The organism is Paracoccus sp. (in: a-proteobacteria), from assembly GCF_030538695.1.
GTDB lineage: Bacteria > Pseudomonadota > Alphaproteobacteria > Rhodobacterales > Rhodobacteraceae > Paracoccus.
This window is the reverse complement of the sequence record NZ_JAUNTN010000006.1, coordinates 94,070-112,077: the sequence shown is the minus strand read 5'-3', so window position 1 is coordinate 112,077 and position 18,008 is coordinate 94,070. Positions and strand designations below refer to the sequence as shown.

General features: G+C 62.7%; 20 protein-coding genes. 8 read left to right on the top strand and 12 right to left on the bottom strand.

What is annotated here, in order from left to right; all coding sequences use genetic code 11:
* Positions 1–29 precede the first annotated feature (29 nt).
* Complete coding sequence (locus Q4G24_RS04895; protein ID WP_303365386.1) at positions 30–1,100, bottom strand: AbrB family transcriptional regulator; 1,071 nt, start codon at positions 1,098–1,100, stop codon at positions 30–32.
* Between the two features lie 146 nt (positions 1,101–1,246).
* Here Q4G24_RS04895 and choX point away from each other — a divergent pair, with 146 nt between their 5' ends.
* The 3 genes from choX (at position 1,247) to Q4G24_RS04880 (ending at position 4,091) form a co-directional block, all read left to right on the top strand.
* Positions 1,247–2,182, top strand: a complete 936-nt coding sequence (choX, locus tag Q4G24_RS04890) for a choline ABC transporter substrate-binding protein (protein ID WP_303365385.1) — start codon at positions 1,247–1,249, stop codon at positions 2,180–2,182.
* A gap of 65 nt (positions 2,183–2,247) precedes the next feature.
* Positions 2,248–3,084: a choline ABC transporter permease subunit gene (gene choW, locus Q4G24_RS04885; protein ID WP_303365384.1), complete on the top strand. Its 837-nt coding sequence runs from the start codon at positions 2,248–2,250 to the stop codon at positions 3,082–3,084.
* On the top strand, positions 3,081–4,091 hold the full coding sequence (locus Q4G24_RS04880) for a glycine betaine/L-proline ABC transporter ATP-binding protein (protein ID WP_303365383.1): 1,011 nt from the start codon (positions 3,081–3,083) through the stop codon (positions 4,089–4,091). Before choW ends, Q4G24_RS04880 begins: the two co-directional genes overlap by 4 nt.
* Here Q4G24_RS04880 and Q4G24_RS04875 read toward each other — a convergent pair.
* Positions 4,082–4,693: a LysE/ArgO family amino acid transporter gene (locus Q4G24_RS04875; RefSeq protein ID WP_303365382.1), complete on the bottom strand. Its 612-nt coding sequence runs from the start codon at positions 4,691–4,693 to the stop codon at positions 4,082–4,084. The genes Q4G24_RS04880 and Q4G24_RS04875 overlap by 10 nt on opposite strands.
* Positions 4,694–4,739: 46 nt before the next feature.
* Between Q4G24_RS04875 and Q4G24_RS04870 the strand changes: the two genes are divergently transcribed.
* Positions 4,740–5,999, top strand: a complete 1,260-nt coding sequence (locus tag Q4G24_RS04870) for a SulP family inorganic anion transporter (RefSeq protein ID WP_303365381.1) — start codon at positions 4,740–4,742, stop codon at positions 5,997–5,999.
* Between the two features lie 57 nt (positions 6,000–6,056).
* Here the strand turns inward: Q4G24_RS04870 and Q4G24_RS04865 are convergent, their stop codons facing one another.
* The 3 genes from Q4G24_RS04865 to Q4G24_RS04855 all read right to left on the bottom strand — a co-directional run bounded on the left by Q4G24_RS04865 (position 6,057) and on the right by Q4G24_RS04855 (position 9,551).
* Positions 6,057–6,800, bottom strand: a complete 744-nt coding sequence (locus Q4G24_RS04865; RefSeq protein WP_303365380.1) for a YebC/PmpR family DNA-binding transcriptional regulator — start codon at positions 6,798–6,800, stop codon at positions 6,057–6,059.
* A 78-nt stretch (positions 6,801–6,878) separates the two neighbouring features.
* Positions 6,879–8,660, bottom strand: a complete 1,782-nt coding sequence (locus Q4G24_RS04860) for an SLC13 family permease (protein ID WP_303365379.1) — start codon at positions 8,658–8,660, stop codon at positions 6,879–6,881.
* Positions 8,661–8,729: 69 nt separating this feature from the next.
* Complete coding sequence (locus Q4G24_RS04855; RefSeq protein ID WP_303365378.1) at positions 8,730–9,551, bottom strand: TIGR00282 family metallophosphoesterase; 822 nt, start codon at positions 9,549–9,551, stop codon at positions 8,730–8,732.
* Positions 9,552–9,706: 155 nt separating this feature from the next.
* On the opposite strand from Q4G24_RS04855, the gene Q4G24_RS04850 reads away from it, so the two are divergent.
* Positions 9,707–10,204 (top strand): CAP domain-containing protein, encoded by a 498-nt coding sequence (locus tag Q4G24_RS04850; protein WP_303365377.1) that lies wholly within the window; start codon positions 9,707–9,709, stop codon positions 10,202–10,204.
* A gap of 48 nt (positions 10,205–10,252) precedes the next feature.
* On the opposite strand, the gene dctP is transcribed toward Q4G24_RS04850, so the two are convergent.
* From dctP to Q4G24_RS04830, 4 genes are all read right to left on the bottom strand, one after another.
* Positions 10,253–11,338: a TRAP transporter substrate-binding protein DctP gene (dctP, locus tag Q4G24_RS04845; protein WP_303365376.1), complete on the bottom strand. Its 1,086-nt coding sequence runs from the start codon at positions 11,336–11,338 to the stop codon at positions 10,253–10,255.
* A gap of 17 nt (positions 11,339–11,355) precedes the next feature.
* Positions 11,356–12,678: a TRAP transporter large permease subunit gene (locus Q4G24_RS04840; protein ID WP_303365407.1), complete on the bottom strand. Its 1,323-nt coding sequence runs from the start codon at positions 12,676–12,678 to the stop codon at positions 11,356–11,358.
* A 61-nt stretch (positions 12,679–12,739) separates the two neighbouring features.
* On the bottom strand, positions 12,740–13,255 hold the full coding sequence (locus tag Q4G24_RS04835) for a TRAP transporter small permease subunit (protein ID WP_303365375.1): 516 nt from the start codon (positions 13,253–13,255) through the stop codon (positions 12,740–12,742).
* A gap of 111 nt (positions 13,256–13,366) precedes the next feature.
* A complete protein-coding gene (locus tag Q4G24_RS04830; RefSeq protein ID WP_303365374.1) occupies positions 13,367–14,269 on the bottom strand; it encodes a LysR family transcriptional regulator in 903 nt (300 codons plus the stop codon).
* A gap of 114 nt (positions 14,270–14,383) precedes the next feature.
* Here Q4G24_RS04830 and Q4G24_RS04825 point away from each other — a divergent pair, with 114 nt between their 5' ends.
* The gene (locus Q4G24_RS04825; RefSeq protein WP_303365373.1) at positions 14,384–14,803 is read left to right on the top strand and encodes a DoxX family protein; all 420 of its coding nucleotides are present in this window, start codon (positions 14,384–14,386) and stop codon (positions 14,801–14,803) included.
* Between the two features lie 12 nt (positions 14,804–14,815).
* Positions 14,816–15,598, top strand: coding sequence for a VOC family protein (locus tag Q4G24_RS04820; RefSeq protein WP_303365372.1), 783 nt, complete (start codon positions 14,816–14,818; stop codon positions 15,596–15,598).
* Positions 15,599–15,631: 33 nt separating this feature from the next.
* On the opposite strand, the gene thyX is transcribed toward Q4G24_RS04820, so the two are convergent.
* Entirely contained in the window at positions 15,632–16,537 is a 906-nt protein-coding gene (thyX, locus tag Q4G24_RS04815; RefSeq protein ID WP_303365371.1) for an FAD-dependent thymidylate synthase, read from the bottom strand.
* A gap of 117 nt (positions 16,538–16,654) precedes the next feature.
* Here thyX and Q4G24_RS04810 point away from each other — a divergent pair, with 117 nt between their 5' ends.
* The gene (locus Q4G24_RS04810; protein WP_303365370.1) at positions 16,655–17,080 is read left to right on the top strand and encodes a VOC family protein; all 426 of its coding nucleotides are present in this window, start codon (positions 16,655–16,657) and stop codon (positions 17,078–17,080) included.
* On the opposite strand, the gene Q4G24_RS04805 is transcribed toward Q4G24_RS04810, so the two are convergent.
* Together Q4G24_RS04805 and Q4G24_RS04800 are read right to left on the bottom strand one after the other, a co-directional pair.
* Positions 17,081–17,581, bottom strand: a complete 501-nt coding sequence (locus Q4G24_RS04805; RefSeq protein ID WP_303365406.1) for a MarR family winged helix-turn-helix transcriptional regulator — start codon at positions 17,579–17,581, stop codon at positions 17,081–17,083.
* Between the two features lie 96 nt (positions 17,582–17,677).
* Complete coding sequence (locus Q4G24_RS04800) at positions 17,678–17,962, bottom strand: succinate dehydrogenase assembly factor 2 (RefSeq protein ID WP_303365369.1); 285 nt, start codon at positions 17,960–17,962, stop codon at positions 17,678–17,680.
* Between the last annotated feature and the right edge of the window lie 46 nt (positions 17,963–18,008).

Genomic DNA, 18,008 nt, shown 5'->3' with positions numbered 1-18,008 from the left:
CCCGATCCTTTCCTTGTTGCCGCACCAGCCTAGCGCGACACCCCCCGCCGCGCCAGCGCCCGCGCCATCAGCGGTCCAAAGGCCAGCACCGCCAGAAACCGCCCGACCTGCATCGCCATGACAAAGGGCAGGTCCACTTGCGTGCTGGAGGCAATAATGGCGATGCTGTCCGCGCCCCCCGGCAGCGCCGCCAGCCAGGCGGTCAGCGGGTCAACCTCCAGCATGACCACCAGCCCCCATGCCACCAGCCCGGATGCCAGCAGCAGTGCCGCAATTGCCGCCAGCACGATGGGAAAGGCGCGGGCGGCGTGGCGCAGCACCTCACCCGTAAAGCGCAGCCCGACGGTCCAGCCGATCACCGCATAGCTGGCCGCCAGAACCGGCGCTGGCAGGGCGATGTGCCAGACCCCGCCAAGGCTCAGCCCCAGCCCGGTCAGCAGCGGCAGCAGCATCCCGCCCCCCGGCAACCGCAACCGCACCCCAAGCAGCGCCAGCCCGACGCCGATGCCGACCGAACCCACGCCTTGCCACAGCGGTGCGGGGGCGGATACGGCTGGGGTGCCGCCCGGCTCTCCGATCAAAAGCGCCAGCAGCGCGGCACTGAAGGCGCAGCAAACCATACGCAGGTATTGCATGAACGCCACCAGCCGCATATCGGCCTGATAATCCTCGGACATGATGACCATGGCGGATGCCGCACCGGGCGCGATCCCCCAGACGGCCGTTGACCCCGGCAGCACGCCCCGGCGCTGGATCAACCAGCCGAGCAGCCCCGAGACCGCCAGTATCGACAGCGTGCCGAACAGGAACGCAGGCCAGTCGGCAGCCAGTTCGGCAAAAATTTCGGCGGGCATGTTACCAGCAATCATCATGCCAACCACACCCTGCGCGGCGACGAACCCTTTGCGCGGGACGCTCAGCCCGATGCCCCGCGTCGCCAGCCAGATTGCCGCGACCAGCGGGCCAAGCAGAAAGACAGCGGGCAGCCGCACCGCCACCATCAGCCCCACCATCACGCCCGAGACCAACAGCAACGCCGCCACCCGCGCCGGGCGCGGCCAGTCCGACAGCGAGCCAGAGCGGCGCAGGCGATTCAGCATAACGGATCTTTCACGATATTTTGCGGCCAGCATTTCCGCAGTTCCCCGCGACTGCAAGCGCATTTGCCCCAAACCGCCCCGCAAACCGGGTTGCAAAGCCGGGGCAAGCCACCTTTAATCCCCCGGATACAATTCCGAGGTGATCCATGTTCCGTCCTGCTTTGGCCGCTTTGCTTATGACCACTCTTGCCGGTCAGGCGCTGGCCGCCGATCCCGCCGATTGTCGCCGGGTGAACCTGTCGGATGTGGGCTGGACCGATATTACCGCGACCACGGCGGTGGCCTCGAACCTGCTGACGCAGCTTGGCTATCAGCCCGACACCAAAGTGCTGTCGGTGCCGGTCACATTTACCGCGCTGGCCAAGGGCGACATTGATGTATTCCTTGGCAACTGGATGCCGACGCAAACCGCGCTGATCGGGCCTTTCACCGACTCCGGCAGTATCGAGGTTTACGGCCCGAACCTGATCGGCGCAAAATACACGCTGGCTACCAACAAGGCCGGGGCCGATCTTGGCATCCGCAGTTTTGCCGATATTGCCGCGCATAAGGACGCCTTGAACGGCCAACTTTACGCGATCGAGCCGGGCAATGACGGCAATGAGCTGATGCTGAAAATGGTGGCCGGGGACAAGTTCGGGCTTGGCACCTTCGAGGTGGTCGAATCCAGCGAACAAGGGATGCTGGCACAGGTCGCCCGTGCCGACCGTGCAGGCAAGCCGGTGGTGTTCCTTGGCTGGGAACCGCATCCGATGAATGAAGCCTATCAGATGACCTATCTGGAAGGCGGCGATGAGGTTTTTGGCTCCGATCTCGGCGGCGCTCAGGTGTTCACCAACACCCGTAAAGGACTGGCGCAGGAATGTCCCAACCTTGGCAGGCTGGTGCAGAACCTGCGCTTCACCCTGCCGATGGAAAATCAGATCATGGGCGCGATCCTGAATGACGGCACCGACCCCACCCGCGCTGCGCTGGACTGGATGAAGGCCAACCCCGATCAGGTCATCAACTGGCTGGACGGGGTGACGACGTTCGATGGCGACAATGCCGTGACCGTCGTCAGCGCCGCGCTGGCGGGCTAAATCTTTCCCCGCCCGGCATGATCGGCTAAGGCATCCCCGGACAAGCAACGGGGCAAGGCATGGTGATGGATTGGCTGACCGGCAAAAAAATCCCGGTCGGCACATGGGCCAACGGGCTGATTGACTGGCTGGCCGCGCATGGCGCGCCGGTCTTTGATGCAATCGCAACCGGGATTACGGCACTGACCGGGGCGATCCTCTGGCTGCTGATGGCTCCGCATCCGCTGGTGCTGATCCTGCTGGTGGTGCTGGCCGTGTGGTTCGCACAACGGCGCTGGACGGTCTGCCTGATCGTTGCGGCGGGGCTGCTGTTCATCCTGAACCAAGGCTATTGGGACGCCACGATGCAGACGCTGACGCTGGTGCTGGCCGCCTGCCTGATCTGCATGGGGTTGGGCGTTCCCATCGGCATTGCCTGCGCTCACCGGCCCCGGCTTTACGCCTGGGTCCGCCCGGTGCTGGACCTGATGCAGACCATGCCCACCTTTGTCTATCTGATCCCGGCGATTGTGTTCTTTGGCCTTGGCATGGTCGCCGGGCTGATTGCCACCATCGTCTTTGCCCTGCCCGCGCCAATCCGGCTGACACATCTTGGCATCACCCAAACCCCGCCCGCGCTGACCGAGGCCGCCCGCGCCTTTGGCGCCTCGCCCCGGCAACTGTTATGGAAGGTCGAGCTGCCAAGCGCCCTGCCGCAGATCATGGCCGGGCTGACCCAAACGATCATGCTGTCGCTGTCGATGGTGGTCATTGCCGCCATGGTCGCCGCTCCCGGCCTCGGGGTGCCGATCCTGCGGGCCATCAACACGCTGAACACCGCCTTGGGGGTCGAGGCCGGGCTGGTCATCGCGATCCTTGCCATCGTCCTTGACCGCGCCCTGCGCATCGAGAGGCGCAAATGAACGCGGTCGAGTTCGAACGGGTCAGCGTGGTGTTCGGCCCACGCCCCGAACGCGCCCTGCCGCTGATGGATGCGGGTGCGGATCGGGAAACCATCAAAGCCGAAACCGGACAGGTGCTTGGTGTGCATGATTGCAGCCTGACCCTGCCACAAGGCGAAATCCTTGTGCTGATGGGCCTGTCGGGATCGGGGAAATCGACCCTGCTGCGGGCGGTTAATGCGCTGAACCCGGTGTGCCGGGGCGAGGTGCGCATCCGGCGCAACGGCGGCATGGTCTCGGTCACGCAGGCCAGCCCCCGCCTGTTGCGCGACATCCGGTTGCGCAGCGTGTCGATGGTGTTTCAGCAATTCGGCCTGCTGCCATGGCGCAGCGTGCGTGATAATGTTGGCCTTGGGCTGGAACTGGCAGGACTGCGCGACCGCGCCGCGCGGGTGGATGCAGAACTGGCCACCGTTGGCCTGGCCGCTTGGGCTGACTGTAAGGTGGGCGAGCTGTCCGGCGGGATGCAGCAGCGCGTTGGCCTTGCCCGTGCCTTTGCCACACAGGCCCCGGTTCTGCTGATGGACGAACCGTTCAGTGCGCTGGACCCGCTGATCCGCACCCGCCTGCAAGACGAGTTGCTGGAGATGCAGGCCCGCAACCGCCGCAGCATCATCTTTGTCAGTCACGATCTGGACGAAGCCTTCAAACTGGGCGACCGCATCGCGCTGATGGAAGGCGGGCGCATCGTCCAGTGCGGCACCGCCCGCGACATCATCGCCCGGCCCGCCAATGATTATGTAGCCGATTTCGTCGCCCATATGAACCCGCTGGCGGTTCTGCGGGCGGGCGATCTGGCAGAACCGGGCGAGGCCAGCGGCCAGCCGGTCGCCCCGGATATGCCCTTGCAGCAGGTCGCGGCGCTTCTGGCCGGAACTGAGGCGCTTCCACTGGCGGGCGGCGGGCGCATCACCCGCGCTGGCCTGCTGGCACGGCTGGCCGGGTCGCCCCCTGAAAATCAGCCGTAAAAGATCAGCCCCGCTGCAATCGACCACATGATAGCGCCGACCAGCACATCCAGCACCTGCCACGCGCGGGGCTGTGCAAACACCGGGGCCAGCAGCCGCGCCCCATAACCGAGGCTGAAAAAGAACACGCCCGAGGCCGCCATCGCCCCCACCGCAAAGGCCAGCCGGTCCGCCGCCTGCGCCGAGATCGAGCCGACCAGCACCACCGTATCCAGATAGACATGCGGGTTCGCCCACGTCAGCGCGGCAATAATCCCCAGCGTCGCCCACAGGCTGCGCGGGGCCTGCCCCTCAGCCCGCAGCGCGGCGTCAGCCACCATCGCAGACCTGAAACTGCGCCAGCCATACCACAACAGAAACGCCGCCCCGCCCCAGCGCATCACCTGCATCAGCCACGGCACCCGCTGCGTCAGCGCCCCGGCCCCGGCCACTCCGGCAGCAATCAGCAGCGCATCGGAAATCGCGCAAAAGGCGCAGACCGCAAATACATGCTGACGCAACAACCCTTGCTTCAGCACAAAGGCGTTCTGCGCCCCGATCGCCAGAATCAGCGACAGGCTGGTGAAAAATCCGGTTAACAGGTCGGGAAAGGATAGCATCATAAAACCCTTGAGCGTTCCCCAATGGTTATGCAAGTTTCGGGCCAAGATGAAGCCCGAAATTCTGTCCTCTCTGATCGGCTACAAACGCGCGGACCTGCTGGCCGACGGGCTGGCAGGCGTGACCGTCGCCATGGTTGCCATCCCGCTGAGCCTTGCCATCGCCATTGCCTCTGGTGCACCGCCGGGTGCGGGGCTGGTCACGGCGGTGGTGGCCGGGTTCCTGATCTCGGCGCTTGGCGGGTCAAAGGTGCAGATCGGCGGACCGACCGGGGCGTTTATCGTCGTGGTCGCGGGGATTGCCGCCGCGCATGGCATGGGCGGGCTGGTCATCGCCACGTTCATGGCCGGGCTGATCCTGATTGCGGCGGGGCTGTTGCGCCTTGGGCGGCTGGTGACATATGTGCCGGAACCTGTCATCGACGGTTTCACCATCGGCATCGGTATCATCATTGCCACCAGTCAGTTGCCCGATCTGTTCGGCCTGCGCCTTGCCGCACCGGCCCCGGCCGAGTTCCTGCCCAAGCTGGCCGCGTTATGGGATGCGCGGGCGACAGTTTCATGGCCTGCGGTCGCAATCGCGGCATTGACCGTGGCGCTGATTACCGTGCTGCGCAGGGCGTTTCCGCGCTTTCCTGGGTTGATCGTCGCGGTCGGGGCGGCATCCGCACTGGCGGTCGCGCTGGATTTGCCGGTGGATACGATCCAGTCACGCTTTGGCGATCTGCCCAACCACCTGCCCATGCCACATATCCCCGATCTTTCAGTCGCGCGGCTGGTCGAGCTGTTACCCTCGGCACTGGTCATTGCCTTTCTGGCCGGGGTCGAATCGCTGCTGTCGGCACTGGTCGCGGATCGTATGACCGGCCAGCGCCACCGCCCCAATGCCGAGGTCATGGCACAGGGGTCGGCGAACCTTGGGTCCGCCCTGTTCGGCGGGCTGCCCGCCACCGGGGCGCTGGCCCGCACCGCAACGAACATCAAGGCCGGCGCCCGCAGCCCGGTCGCCGGGATCATTCATGCGGCAACGGTGCTGGTGACAATGATCGTCGCCGCGCCGCTGGCCGGGCAACTGGCCATGCCCGCGCTGGCCGGGCTGTTGCTGCTGACCGCATGGAACATGACCGAGCCGCAGAAATGGCGGCACCACCTGTCCCTGCCCCGCCCGCAGCTTGCCCTGCTGGTTATCACGCTGTTGCTGACGGTGCTGGCGGATCTGACCATCGCCATTGGCACCGGCGTGCTGCTTGGTTTGATCCTGCGCCGGTTCCAGCCGCGCCCCGAAAACTGGACCGCACCGGATCGTTGAACCCGAGCATTGGAAAAGGGGCCGTTACGGCCCCTTTCTGCGCATGTCGCCGACCACTTACAACTGCGCGGCCACGTCTTCGGACAGGTCGAAATTTCCGGTGACGGTCTGCACGTCGTCGTCATCCTCCAGCGTTTCGATCAGGCGCATCAGCTTTTGCGCATCCTCAAGGCTGGTGATCTCGGTCGGGGCCTGCGGCTTCCAGATCAGCTTGGCGGTTTCCGATTCGCCCAACGCGGCCTCAAGCGCGGTCGAGACCTCATTCAGCGCGGTGTCAGCACAATAGATCCAGTGGCCTTCCTCATCGGATTCCACGTCATCCGCGCCCGCCTCAATCGCGGCCATCATCACCGTATCGGCATCGCCCACGCTGGCGGGATACATGATCTCGCCCACCCGGTCGAACATGAAGCTGACGGAACCCGTCTGCCCAAGATCACCGCCCGATTTGGTGAAATAGCTGCGCACATTGGACGCGGTGCGGTTGCGATTGTCGGTCATCGCCTCGACAATGATCGCAATGCCGTTCGGGCCGTAACCTTCATAACGGATCTCATCATAGTTTTCCGCGTCACCGCCCTGCGATTTCTTGATCGCACGGTCGATCACATCCTTGGGGACCGAGTTCGAGCGCGCTTCCTTGACCGCAAGGCGCAGACGCGGGTTCTTCTCAGGATCGGGGTCGCCCATCTTTGCGGCAACGGTGATTTCCTTGGCCAGCTTGGAAAACAGCTTGGACCGCGCGGCGTCCTGACGACCTTTGCGGTGCTGAATATTGGCCCATTTGGAATGGCCCGCCATGGTATTACCTCTGTGTTCTTCGGATTGGCGCGTTCCTAGCGCGAGCAAAGGCGCGGGGCAAGCGCCCCGCAGCCGGGATTACAGCGGGAAAAAGATCGGAATCGCCGCCGCGGCCACAAAAGCCATGATAATGTTCAGCGGCATCCCCACCTTGATAAAGTCGGCAAAGCGATAGCCGCCCGGCCCATAAACCAGCGTATTGGTCTGATAGCCGATCGGCGTCGCAAAGCTGGCGCTGGCCCCCATCATCACTGCGACGACCAGCCCGCGCGGATCAACGCCAAGATGATGCCCCAGCGTGATCGCCACCGGGGTGATAATCACCGCCACGGCATTGTTCGTCACCAGTTCCGTCAGCGTCGAGGCCAGCACATAGACCGCCAGAATCAGCGCCCATGACGGCAGCGTTTCCAGCCAGGGTGCAAACCAGCCCACAATCATCTCGACCGCGCCCGAGTTTTCCAGCCCTGCGCCAACGGCCAGCATCCCGAAGATCAGCGCCATCAGCCGTCCATCGACATAGCCAAGAGCCTCGTCCGCGTCGATACTGCGCGTCACCAGCACCACCGCCATGCCAATGAAAGACAACAACAGGATCGGCGCGACATCCAGCGCCGACAGCCCCACCACCGTCAGCAGGGTCAGCACCACGATGGGCGCGTGGCGGCGGCGATAGGCGCGCTCTGTCGGGGCGGCGACCTCGACCATCTCCATATCAGCGGACAGGCGTTGAATATCCTCTGCGGTGCCCTCCAGCAGCAGCGTATCGCCCACGCGCACCACCAGATCGTCAAGCTGACGGCCAATGTTCTGGTTACGGCGATGCGCGGCCAGCACATAGACGCCATAGCGCCGCCGCAGCCGCATGGACCCAAGACTGCGGCCGATCATATGGCAGCCCGGCGTAATCAGCACCTCGACCGTCGAGGTCTGAACCGAGGACAGCTTATCCACGCTGCGCAGGTCTTTATGCGCCTGAATCCCAAGCACTTCGGACATCGGCGTGCGCAGCACCACACGGTCGCCCGCCTCCAGCAGCACCGCATCCAGATCGCGCCGCAGCGAGGCATCGCCGCGCAGCACGTCAATCACACGGGCGGGCTGGCGGGTGAAAATATCCACATCCTTCAGCGCCTTGCCAATCAGGTTGGAACCCTCGGGGATCGCCACCTCGGTAAAGAACTTCATCTGCGAGCGCGTGCCAGACAACAGCGCCGACATCGAGGCCCGCTCCGGCAGCAGCTTCGGCGCAACCAACAGCAGATAGCCCACACCGACAATCGCCATGATAATGCCAACCGGGGTGATTTCGAAAATGCCGAAATGCTCCATCCCTGCCTTGGCCGCCACCCCGTCCACCAACAGGTTGGTCGAGGTGCCGATCAGCGTCACCGTGCCGCCGAGGATCGACAGATAAGACAGCGGCATCAACAGCTTGGAAGGGGCTGTCTGCATCTCTTTGGCAAGCTGCATGAAAATCGGCATCATCACTACGACCAGCGGCGTGTTGTTGACGAAAGCCGACATGGCCACCACCACGACCGAGATCATCCCCAGCGTCATCACCGGGCGCGCCCCCGCATGGGCCGCAGCCTTCTGCCCGATCCATTCCAGCGCGCCGGTGCGCACCAGCCCGCCGACGATCACGAACATAAAGGCAATCGTCCATGGCGCGCTGTTCGACAGCACCCCCGAGATACTGCTGACCGGCAAAATCCCCAGCGCCAGCAGCACCACCGCACCAAGGATCGCCGTGACCTCGGGCGGATAGGTCTCACGCACAAACAGCGTCAGCATCCCCGCGATGACAAACATCGTCGAGATTGCAGCGGTGGCCCCTGTCAGTTCAAATCCGAACATCGTCTTTTCCTGATTTCCAGCGCCCCTGTTTCGCCTATTCGCTAAAATCCCGCAAGGGATTCCGCAAGGTCAGAGGCTTGCAGGCATCGCTGGTGCCAGCCGCCCGCCCTGCCGGATCGGCTGAACCGCCGTCGCCAGCCCGGTTCTGTCATCGGTCGTCACCAACAGGCCGGACAGCGTAGCCTCGCCCTCGGCGGGGGTAAAGCGTTCCCGCACCATACCAGTGACAAAGCGGCGTAATGGCTCGGTTTTTTCCATGCCGATCACGCTGTCATAATCGCCGCACATCCCCGCATCGGACAGATAAGCGGTGCCGCGCGGCAGGATCTGCGCATCCGCAGTCGGCACATGGGTGTGGGTGCCGACCACCACGCTGGCACGACCGTCGCAAAAATGCCCGGCCCCCATCTTTTCGCTGGTGGCCTCGGCATGAAAATCAATCAGCGACGCCTGCACCAGCCCACCGGGCGGATGCGCGCGCAAGACCTGATCCAGCGCCCCGAACGGGTCGTCGAAGGGGCGCTTCATAAACACCTGCCCCAACACCTGCGCGACCAGAACCTTGCGGCCGCGCGCATCGCTGAACACACCGAAACCCCGGCCCGGCGCGTCTTTGGCAAAGTTCATCGGCCGCAAAATGCGCGGCTCCTTGCCGATAAAGGTCAGCATGTCTTTCTGATCGAAGGCATGATCGCCCAGGGTCACGACATCGGCCCCGGCGTTCAGCAATGCCTGCGCATGGCCGCCGGTCAGGCCCATGCCACCGCTGGCATTTTCGCCATTCACCACAACGAAATCCGCCCGCAGCTCGGCCCGCAACCCGGCCAGCCGCTCGGTTATCGCGCGCCGCCCGGCACGGCCCATCACATCGCCTAGAAAGAGAATCTTCATCCTTTTCTGCTAAGCCAGCCGAAGGACACGCTCAACCATTTTCGCGGTTCGTTTTTTCATCTTAAAGTTTTATTGGAATACCATGTCGTTTACGACGTATTAACTTGTATCAGCTATGGCTGGTCGAACTGACAGCAGCGACACGGAGGTTACGAATGAAATCTGGTGCTATTCCCGCAGCCTTTTTCCTGATGGCGACGCTGATTCTGACGGCGCTGCCCGCTCATGCCAGCCGGCAACTGACCTGCCCAACCCCTGCGCCGTCGGCGGTAAACGCACTGGTTCAGACCACGAATCAGATGCGGGAGCAGGCCGGGTTGCCCAGACTGACGCTGGATCAGGGGTTGAATGCCGCCGCGCAGCGCCATGCTTGCGATCTGGCACGCCGCAATGTGGTTTCGCATACCGACAGCCGTGGGCGCACACCGATGAAACGGCTGCGGGCGGGCGGCTATCGCGCCTGCTTTTCGGCAGAAAACGTGGCTTGGGGAACGGATCAGCCGCTGACAACGGTGGCCGCGTGGCGCGAATCACCCGATCATCGGGTCAATCAGGAAAGCCCGCTGGCGACCCGCATGGGCTTTGGCGTCGCACATGGTCCCGGCGGCTATCTCTATTGGGTGGGGCTTTATGCTGCCCCCTGCCGCAGCTAAGGGGTAAGGGGCGCGCAGGCCGCGAACGGCCTGCGCAGGATAACAGGCTTAGCCCGCACATTCCTGAATCTTGGCCAGATCCGGCCCAACCGGCGTGCGGCCCAAATTGAACGGAGCCGAAGCGTCGCGCCATTTGGCATAATCGTTCAGATAGGTCAGCATCGACGCATAGACCTTGGCTGAGGTCGGATTCGCGCAGGACACCTCGACGATGGTTTCGTTCGCCATGTTCTGAATGTTTTCCAGCGTCGCATCATCCAGACGGGTGATCTCGGTCCCGGCCTCCTGAAATGCCTGATAGGCTTCGGTTGCCCGCTTCTCGGTCTGTGCCAGCGACCACAGCATCGTCGCATCGGCTGCGATCTTCAGTTTTTCCTGCGTCCCTGGCGACAGCGCGTCCCATGCGGCCTTGTTAATCATCACCCCAAAGACCGAGGACGACTGGTGCCAGCCCGGCGTGGACCAGTATTTCGTCACCTGCTGGAAGCCCCCCGACAGATCAACGTTCGGGGTTGAAAATTCCGCCCCGTCGATCACCCCACGTTCAAGCGACTGATAGATCTCGCCGCCGGCCATGGACACCTGACTGCCGCCGAGTTTCTCAAGCAGCTTGCCTTGCTCCAGCCCCGAAACCCGCAGGCGCATCCCCTTGAGGTCTTCAGTGGTGCGGATCGGCTTGTTGACGGTGCGGAAGCCCGATTCATTATTCGTCACGGCATAGGGCAGATAGACCATGCCGAACCGGCCATAGACCTCGTTATAGACCTCATCCCCGCCCCAGCCCTTGATCCAGTTAACGTAATCAACGGCGTTGAACAGGCTGGCCGTGGTTGCCAGAGGCGAAAACGCCGCATCGCGCCCGGCCCAATAGCCCGGCCAATCGCCGCCCGCCTGAATGGTGCCGGATTCAACCGCACCAAACACCTCGCCCGCCGGGACCAGTGCGCCACCCTCGAAAAACTCGATCTTCAGATCGGCCGGGTCGATCAGCGCATTGGCGATTTCGACAAACTTCTTGTCATTCTCGACCAGCTCCAGCGAGGACGGCCAGGTGCTGGTCATCGTCCAGGTATCCGCCATCGCCGGGGCAGCCAAAGCAGCAACCGCAGCGCAGGTCAGCAAAGTGGTTTTCATCATCTCTCCTCCGTTAACTATTTATACAGCGTTTCAGGCAGCCAGGTGACCAGCGCCGGGAACAGCACGATCAGCGCACACATCAACAGGATCATCAGGATAAAGGGGATCACCCCTTTGATGATGTCGCCCATGGTGATGTTGGGCGGCGATATGGCCCGCATATAGAACAGCGCATAGCCGAAGGGCGGCGACAGAAAGCTGGTTTGCAGCACGACAGCCATCAGCACCACGAACCACAGCGGGCTGACGCCCATTTCCGTCACGATCGGCAGAAAGATCGGAAAGCACAGCAGCACGATGCCGGTCCAGTCAAGGAACATGCCCAGGATGAACACCGACACCAGCATCACGATCAGCAGCGTGTTCGGGTCGTCGGCCAGCCCGCGGATCAGGCTTTGCGTCGCGCTTAGCCCGCCGGTGATGTTGAACACGCCGGTAAAGGCGGTCGCGCCCACAACGATGAACAGGATCATCGCCGAGGTGCGGCCGGTTTCCAGAAAGGCGCTGTAGAAATTCGCCCAGGTGAAACGCCCGCGAACGATCACGATCAGCAGCGCCAGCACGGCGCCGATGGCCGATGCCTCGGTCGCGGTGGCGATGCCCATCAGCATCGACCCCAGAATGCCCAGGATCAGGATCAGCGGCGGCACGGCCTCGACGATCAGCATCTGCCACATGGCGGACCGGCTGATCTGTTCGCTTTCCGACAGGCGGGGGGCCATGTCGGGGCGGAAAATGGCCAGCAGGAAAACATAGACCCCATACATCAGCCCCAGTGCCACACCGGGGATCAGCGCACCTGCAAACAACTCGCCCACGGACAGGCCGGGGGCATAGGAGGCCATCAGGATCAGCATGATCGAGGGCGGGATCAGGATGCCCAGACAGCCCGACGCCCCGATCAGCCCGGTGGTCAGTTTCTTGTCATAGCCGTATTGCAGCATCGGTTTCAGCGCCATCACCCCCATGACGGTGATCGAGGCACCAATGATCCCGGTCGTTGCCGCGAGCAGGATCGAGATGAACACCACCGCAAGGCCCAAGCCCCCGCGCACATTGGCCATCAGGTGCCGCAGCGCCTCGAACATCTTGTCGGTGACGCCGCTGTCCGACAGGAACCGCGCCATCAGCACGAACAGCGGAATCGCGATCAGGGTGAAATTGTCCAGTACATCGCCGAAAATGCGGTTGATGGTGATGCCCAGCACCATCGGCTTGCCCGCGATGAAGGCCCCCAGAACGGCGGTGCCGCCCAGCACAAAGGCCAGCGGATGCCCCATGAACAGGCCAATGACCAGCAAACCGGCCATAATCAGCGCGATCCCTTCGCCCGAAATGCCGGGAATGGCCATCCAGCCCAGTGCGTTGTTCAGAACCGGAATGGCGCTGTTGATGAAATCAGTGAACATCCAGCGGCTCCATCGGCTCCAGGTGGTCGGTGCGGTGCAGGATCAGTTTCAGCAGTTCGGAAATGCCCTGAACGAACAGCAGCGTGGCGGCCACACCCATGGCCAGCTTCAGCGGATAGACCGGCAGTTGCACCGCACCATAGGTCTTTTCCCCCTGCGCCAGCGACCGCAGCCCGAATTGCCAGCTATACAGCATGAACATGATGCTGAACGGCAGAAAAAAGATGATATAGCCCGCAATTTCAACCCAACGGCGCAGGCCGGGGGCCATGGTCGCGGTCAGCAGGTCAACCTTGACATGCGCCTGATGGCGCAGCGCGTAACCGCCCAGCATGACGAAATAAAAGCCATACAGCATTTTGGTCACGTCAAACCCCCAAGGGGTCGGCGCGACCAGAACGTAACGCATGAACACATCATAAATGATGATTGCCGCAAAAACCCCGGCAATCAGCGACAGGATGCGACCGACGGATTCGTTGATCCAGTCGATGACCGTAATCATGCACCCCTCCTCCCTCTGGTGGCGATTTGAACCACTGTTCAGTTTTTGCGAGGGACTGTCAATCGCCGAAAGGGGCTGGATCGTTTTGGATTTTTTACAATGTGTTGCGCCTCATTCCTTGAAATACTCCAACTGCCGCAGATGCGCCCTCAGAACCTTGGCGAAACCGGCGATCTTGCTTTGCCGGAATGTTGTCGGCAGCGTCATCAGGCTGACCGGCAGCGGCTCGGGGGCAAGCGCATCCAGCACCGGAACAAGCGCGCCGCTGGCCAGATGCGGGGCCAGAAAAATATCCGGCGCCCGCACCAGCCCCGCCCCGGCCAGCGCGTGCCGGATCGTGACCGAGGCGCTGTTCACGGCCATGGTCCCACTGACCGACACCATCTGCGGTGCCGCATCCACAGTGAACCCCCAGCGATAGGGCTGCTCTGCATTCAGGTCGATCAGGATGCGGTGATCGGCCAGCGCCCCGATGCTCCGCGGCGTGCCGTGCTGCGCCAGATAGGCCGGGCTGGCCGCGACACGCAGCCGGGTCAGGCCCAGCCGCTGCATCCGCAGACTGGAATCTTTGGCAACACCGATGCGCACCGCCAGATCAAAGCCGCCTGCGGCAAGGTCCGTGAACCCATCCGACAGCAGCAGATCCACCCGCACCTGCGGGTGCTGCGTGGTAAAATCGCGCACCACATCGGCCAGAAGCAGCTCGCCCAGCGTGGTGCCGCAGGTGATGCGCAAGCGCCCGGACAGCCCCCCCGCCGTTTCATCAAGCGCCGCATCGGCCTCATCCAGTGCCGCCAGAACCTTGCGGGCATGGGGCAGCCACGCCGCCCCCGCCCCGGTCAGCGAAACCGCCCGCGTGGTGCGATACAACAGCGACCGCCCCAGCCGCCCTTCCAGCGCCGCCAGATATTTGCTGGCCAGCTTGCCCGAAATCCCCAACCGCTGCCCCGCTGCGGTAAAGGAACCCGTCTCGACCACCGCAACAAAGGTTTTGATCCCGTCGATCAATTCCACAATTGCCTCCAAATTGGCGAAAGTTATTCCATAATTATGTCCATTTCAGGCCCGCAAGCAATATCCTATCTCTGCCGCAACACAATCGGCCTGCGGGCCTTGAAAGGAAAAACGATGAACAACCTTCTGCAAAGTTTTGGTTTTGGCAGCCCCAACGCCGTCGCCAATGCAGCATTGATCCTGCGGGTGACGCTTGGAGCGCTGTTTCTGGCCCATGTCTGGCTGAAGATTTTCGTGCTGACCCCTGCGGGCGTGGCGGGGTATTTCGGCTCGCTCGGCTTGCCCGGTGCGCTGGCCTATGTGACCATTGCAGCGGAACTGCTGGGTGGCATCGCGCTGATTTTGGGCTTTCAGACCAGCCTTGTGGCGCTGCTGCTGATCCCGGTTCTGCTTGGCGCAGCGATTTTCGCCCATGCGCCCAATGGGTTCTGGTTCAACAATCAGGGCGGTGGCTGGGAATATCCGGCTTTTTGGGCGATAGCCCTGTTGGTTCAGGCGTTGCTTGGCGGCGGCGCTGCGGCCCTGACGAAGTAAGGAGAGACACCAATGGCAACCAGTGACGCCCCCGTTTCGATCAGTCGCGTTGCGCTGAAGGTGCGCAATCTGGACCGGATCGGTGACTTTTACCAAACCGCGCTTGGCCTGAATCTGCTGTCCCGCGACGGCGAAAGCATGACCCTTGGTGCGGCGGATCGCCCCCTTCTGGAACTGCGCCGCGACATGGCGGGCCGGGTTTACCCGCGTGAGGCAGGGCTGTTTCATAATGCCTTCCTGCTGCCCTCGCGCGAGGATCTCGGCCGTTGGCTGAACCACGCCCGCAGCAACGACATCCGGCTGGACGGCGCATCAGATCACCTTGTCAGCGAGGCAATATATCTGCACGATCCCGAAGGCAACGGCATCGAAATCTATGCCGACCGGCCGCGCAATCAATGGGATACCGACGGCAAGCGCGTGAATATGGACACGGTGCCGCTGAACCTGCTGGAGCTGATGGCCGCACCCGGCACCTGGTCCGGCGCGCCGGATGGCACGGTGATCGGTCATGTCCACCTGCAAGTCGGCAATGTGGCCGAGGCGGAAAAGTTCTATGTGGGTGAGCTTGGCTTTGACCTGACCTCACACATCCCTTCGGCCAGCTTCTTTGCGACTGGCGGCTATCACCACCACCTTGCGGGGAATGTGTGGAACAGCCGTGGCGCAGGCAAGCGCCCGGCGGATGCGCTGGGTCTGGCCGAGGTGGAGCTGCGGGCCGGGACTGGCAGCAGCCTGCAAGCCGGGTTGCGCAGCGACCCCTGGGGCAACGCGATCCGCGTCACCCGCGTGTAAGCATCGGGCCGGCCCTGCGGCCGGCCCTTTCCATCAGCCCCATTCGGCCTGAAACTCGCGCCATTCCCGCGCGGACATGCCGGACTCTTCCTGCGTGACGCTCTCTCCCGCCAGCCGCCGTTTCAGCACCGCCACCGCCTGCGCCGACAGGCTTTGCGCATCCATCCGGTAATCGCGGAAGGCACGGAAGGCAAAAGGCACCCAATCCGCCACGATGTCGCACATGGCATCGGCATAGGCGCGGATTTCATATTGTGCATGAGGATCAGCCCGCAAGCGCAGGAAATGCAACAGATTATGCAGGTCGGTTTTCCAATACCACTGAGTGTAGATATTGGCAGGCAGGTTCATCCGCGCCAATTCGCGGGCGAGGCCCTGCTGACCGTCCTGAGACATCATTGCCTCGTAATTGTCATAGGACCGCATGGCGTCGGTTTTCAGCACCTCCAGCACACGGGCGGCTTCCTCGCCTTCCAAAATCTCGCCCCGGCCCTGATGGTTCTGGGTCGATTGCGCGGCCAGATGCTCCGGCGCGGGAATATAAAACTCACGGTCCAGAATCGAATAGCGCGCGGAATATTCGTTCACGTTCGCGGTGCGGTGCCTGATCCATTGCCGCGCGACGAAAACCGGCAGTTTGACATGCAGCTTGATCTCGCACATCTCGAACGGAGTCGAATGCCAGTGCCGCATCAGATAGCGGATCAGCCCTTCGTCCGTGGACACCGACTTGGTGCCGCGGCCATAGCTGACCCGCGCCGCTTGCACGATGGCGGAATCGTCGCCCATATAGTCAATGACCCGGACGAAGCCGTGGTCCAGAACCGGATGGGCGCTGTAAAGATGCGCCTCGATCCCCGGCACTGTGGGGCGCAGGGTGCTGTGGCTGTCCTGCCGTTGGGCGTCGATTTCGGCCTGCTGTTCGGGGCTGAGCGGCATAAGGTCTCTCCGGTTTTACTTACCGGGTTTGTAGTCCCGCCCCCGCCGCGCGGCAACCGGATTTGCCCTGCCCTGATGAAGCTGGCAATCTGTCGCCAGATCAGGAAAGGAATCGCAATGAGCCTGCGCTATCTGCATACCATGGTCCGGGTCAAAGACCTTGACGCCTCCATGCGCTTTTTCGGCCTGCTGGGACTGGTCGAGACCCGCCGCATCGACAATGAACAGGGCCGCTTCACGCTGGTGTTCATGGCACCGCCCGACCAGCCGGAATGTCCGGTCGAGTTGACCTATAACTGGGATGGCGACGACGGCCTGCCCTCTGACAGCCGCCACTTCGGCCACCTCGCCTATCGGGTCGGGAATATCTATGAGATGTGCCAAAAGTTGATGGATGCGGGCATCACCATCAACCGCCCGCCGCGCGACGGGCATATGGCCTTTGTCCGCAGCCCCGACAACATCAGCATCGAGCTGTTGCAAGACGGCACCCTGCCCCCGCAAGAGCCCTGGGCCAGCATGGGCAATACCGGGCATTGGTAATCAATAGATATAGCGGATCTGCTCCATCCAGAACCGTTCGATCCGCCGCGTCTGCGCGTTGACCAGATCCAGCGGCGGGTCGTCCATTACCCCGGACATATCCAGCATCTTGGCGTGGCGGATGAACAAATCACGCAAGCGGTCACGCACCCATTCGCCGGTTTCCGTCAGCCGCACCCGCACCGCCCGGCGGTCGGTATCGCTGCGCGCATGGCTGACATAACCCATCGCTACCAGCTTTTTCAGATTATAGCTGACATTGCTGCCCTGATACATGCCACGGGACCGCAACTCCCCCGCCGTCACCTCGTCTTCGCCAAGGTGATACAGCAACATCGCCTGCACCGGGGTCAGCTCGGTCTGGCCCAGACGCTCAAACTCATCCTTGATGACATCCAGCATCAGGCGGTGCATCCGCACCAGCAGGGCCAGAGCATCGAAAAAGTCACGACTGCGATCCACAACCGCAAGCGCATCAGAGGGGCGAAGGGGGGCATACATGGTCATTGTCGGTCCTTAACTCTCTTTGACCGACCATAGGCGCAAAAATCCCAATATCCCGTTAACGCACCCCGGATTTTTTCATTAAAATAGTAACTATCCGTGCAACTTCCCGGCGGCGAAGGTGGCGATCTGGTCCAGCATCGGCGCCAATTCGGCGGGGCCGCGGTCCTCGCGCCCCGAAATCCGCGCGGTCAGCCACAAATACAAATCCTGATCGTTCTCATCCATCACCCGCTCGTAAGCGTCCAGCCCGGCATCATCCAGCGCCGCCATCGGCCCGTCGGCCCAGGCCCCGAAAATCAGGTCCATTTCCTTCATCCCGCGTCGCCAACTGCGCATCCGCAGGCGCTTCAGCCGGGTTTCCCTTGTCTCACGCATTGCTTTCCCCCGTTTTGCGGGCAACATAGGCGGCGAACCCTCGGAT

Coding starts and splice junctions, on each gene's coding strand:
- Q4G24_RS04880 (WP_303365383.1), top strand. CDS start 3,081: ATGAACGCGGTCGAGTTCGAACGGGTCAGCGTGGTGTTCGGCCCACGC.
- Q4G24_RS04835 (WP_303365375.1), bottom strand. CDS start 13,255: ATGATTACGGTCATCGACTGGATCAACGAATCCGTCGGTCGCATCCTG.
- Q4G24_RS04810 (WP_303365370.1), top strand. CDS start 16,655: ATGAGCCTGCGCTATCTGCATACCATGGTCCGGGTCAAAGACCTTGAC.
- Q4G24_RS04865 (WP_303365380.1), bottom strand. CDS start 6,800: ATGGCGGGCCATTCCAAATGGGCCAATATTCAGCACCGCAAAGGTCGT.
- choX (WP_303365385.1), top strand. CDS start 1,247: ATGTTCCGTCCTGCTTTGGCCGCTTTGCTTATGACCACTCTTGCCGGT.
- Q4G24_RS04855 (WP_303365378.1), bottom strand. CDS start 9,551: ATGAAGATTCTCTTTCTAGGCGATGTGATGGGCCGTGCCGGGCGGCGC.
- Q4G24_RS04895 (WP_303365386.1), bottom strand. CDS start 1,100: ATGCTGAATCGCCTGCGCCGCTCTGGCTCGCTGTCGGACTGGCCGCGC.
- Q4G24_RS04870 (WP_303365381.1), top strand. CDS start 4,740: ATGAAGCCCGAAATTCTGTCCTCTCTGATCGGCTACAAACGCGCGGAC.
- Q4G24_RS04805 (WP_303365406.1), bottom strand. CDS start 17,581: ATGTATGCCCCCCTTCGCCCCTCTGATGCGCTTGCGGTTGTGGATCGC.
- Q4G24_RS04860 (WP_303365379.1), bottom strand. CDS start 8,660: ATGTTCGGATTTGAACTGACAGGGGCCACCGCTGCAATCTCGACGATG.
- Q4G24_RS04875 (WP_303365382.1), bottom strand. CDS start 4,693: ATGATGCTATCCTTTCCCGACCTGTTAACCGGATTTTTCACCAGCCTG.
- dctP (WP_303365376.1), bottom strand. CDS start 11,338: ATGAAAACCACTTTGCTGACCTGCGCTGCGGTTGCTGCTTTGGCTGCC.
- Q4G24_RS04825 (WP_303365373.1), top strand. CDS start 14,384: ATGAACAACCTTCTGCAAAGTTTTGGTTTTGGCAGCCCCAACGCCGTC.
- Q4G24_RS04820 (WP_303365372.1), top strand. CDS start 14,816: ATGGCAACCAGTGACGCCCCCGTTTCGATCAGTCGCGTTGCGCTGAAG.
- thyX (WP_303365371.1), bottom strand. CDS start 16,537: ATGCCGCTCAGCCCCGAACAGCAGGCCGAAATCGACGCCCAACGGCAG.
- Q4G24_RS04800 (WP_303365369.1), bottom strand. CDS start 17,962: ATGCGTGAGACAAGGGAAACCCGGCTGAAGCGCCTGCGGATGCGCAGT.
- Q4G24_RS04850 (WP_303365377.1), top strand. CDS start 9,707: ATGAAATCTGGTGCTATTCCCGCAGCCTTTTTCCTGATGGCGACGCTG.
- choW (WP_303365384.1), top strand. CDS start 2,248: ATGGATTGGCTGACCGGCAAAAAAATCCCGGTCGGCACATGGGCCAAC.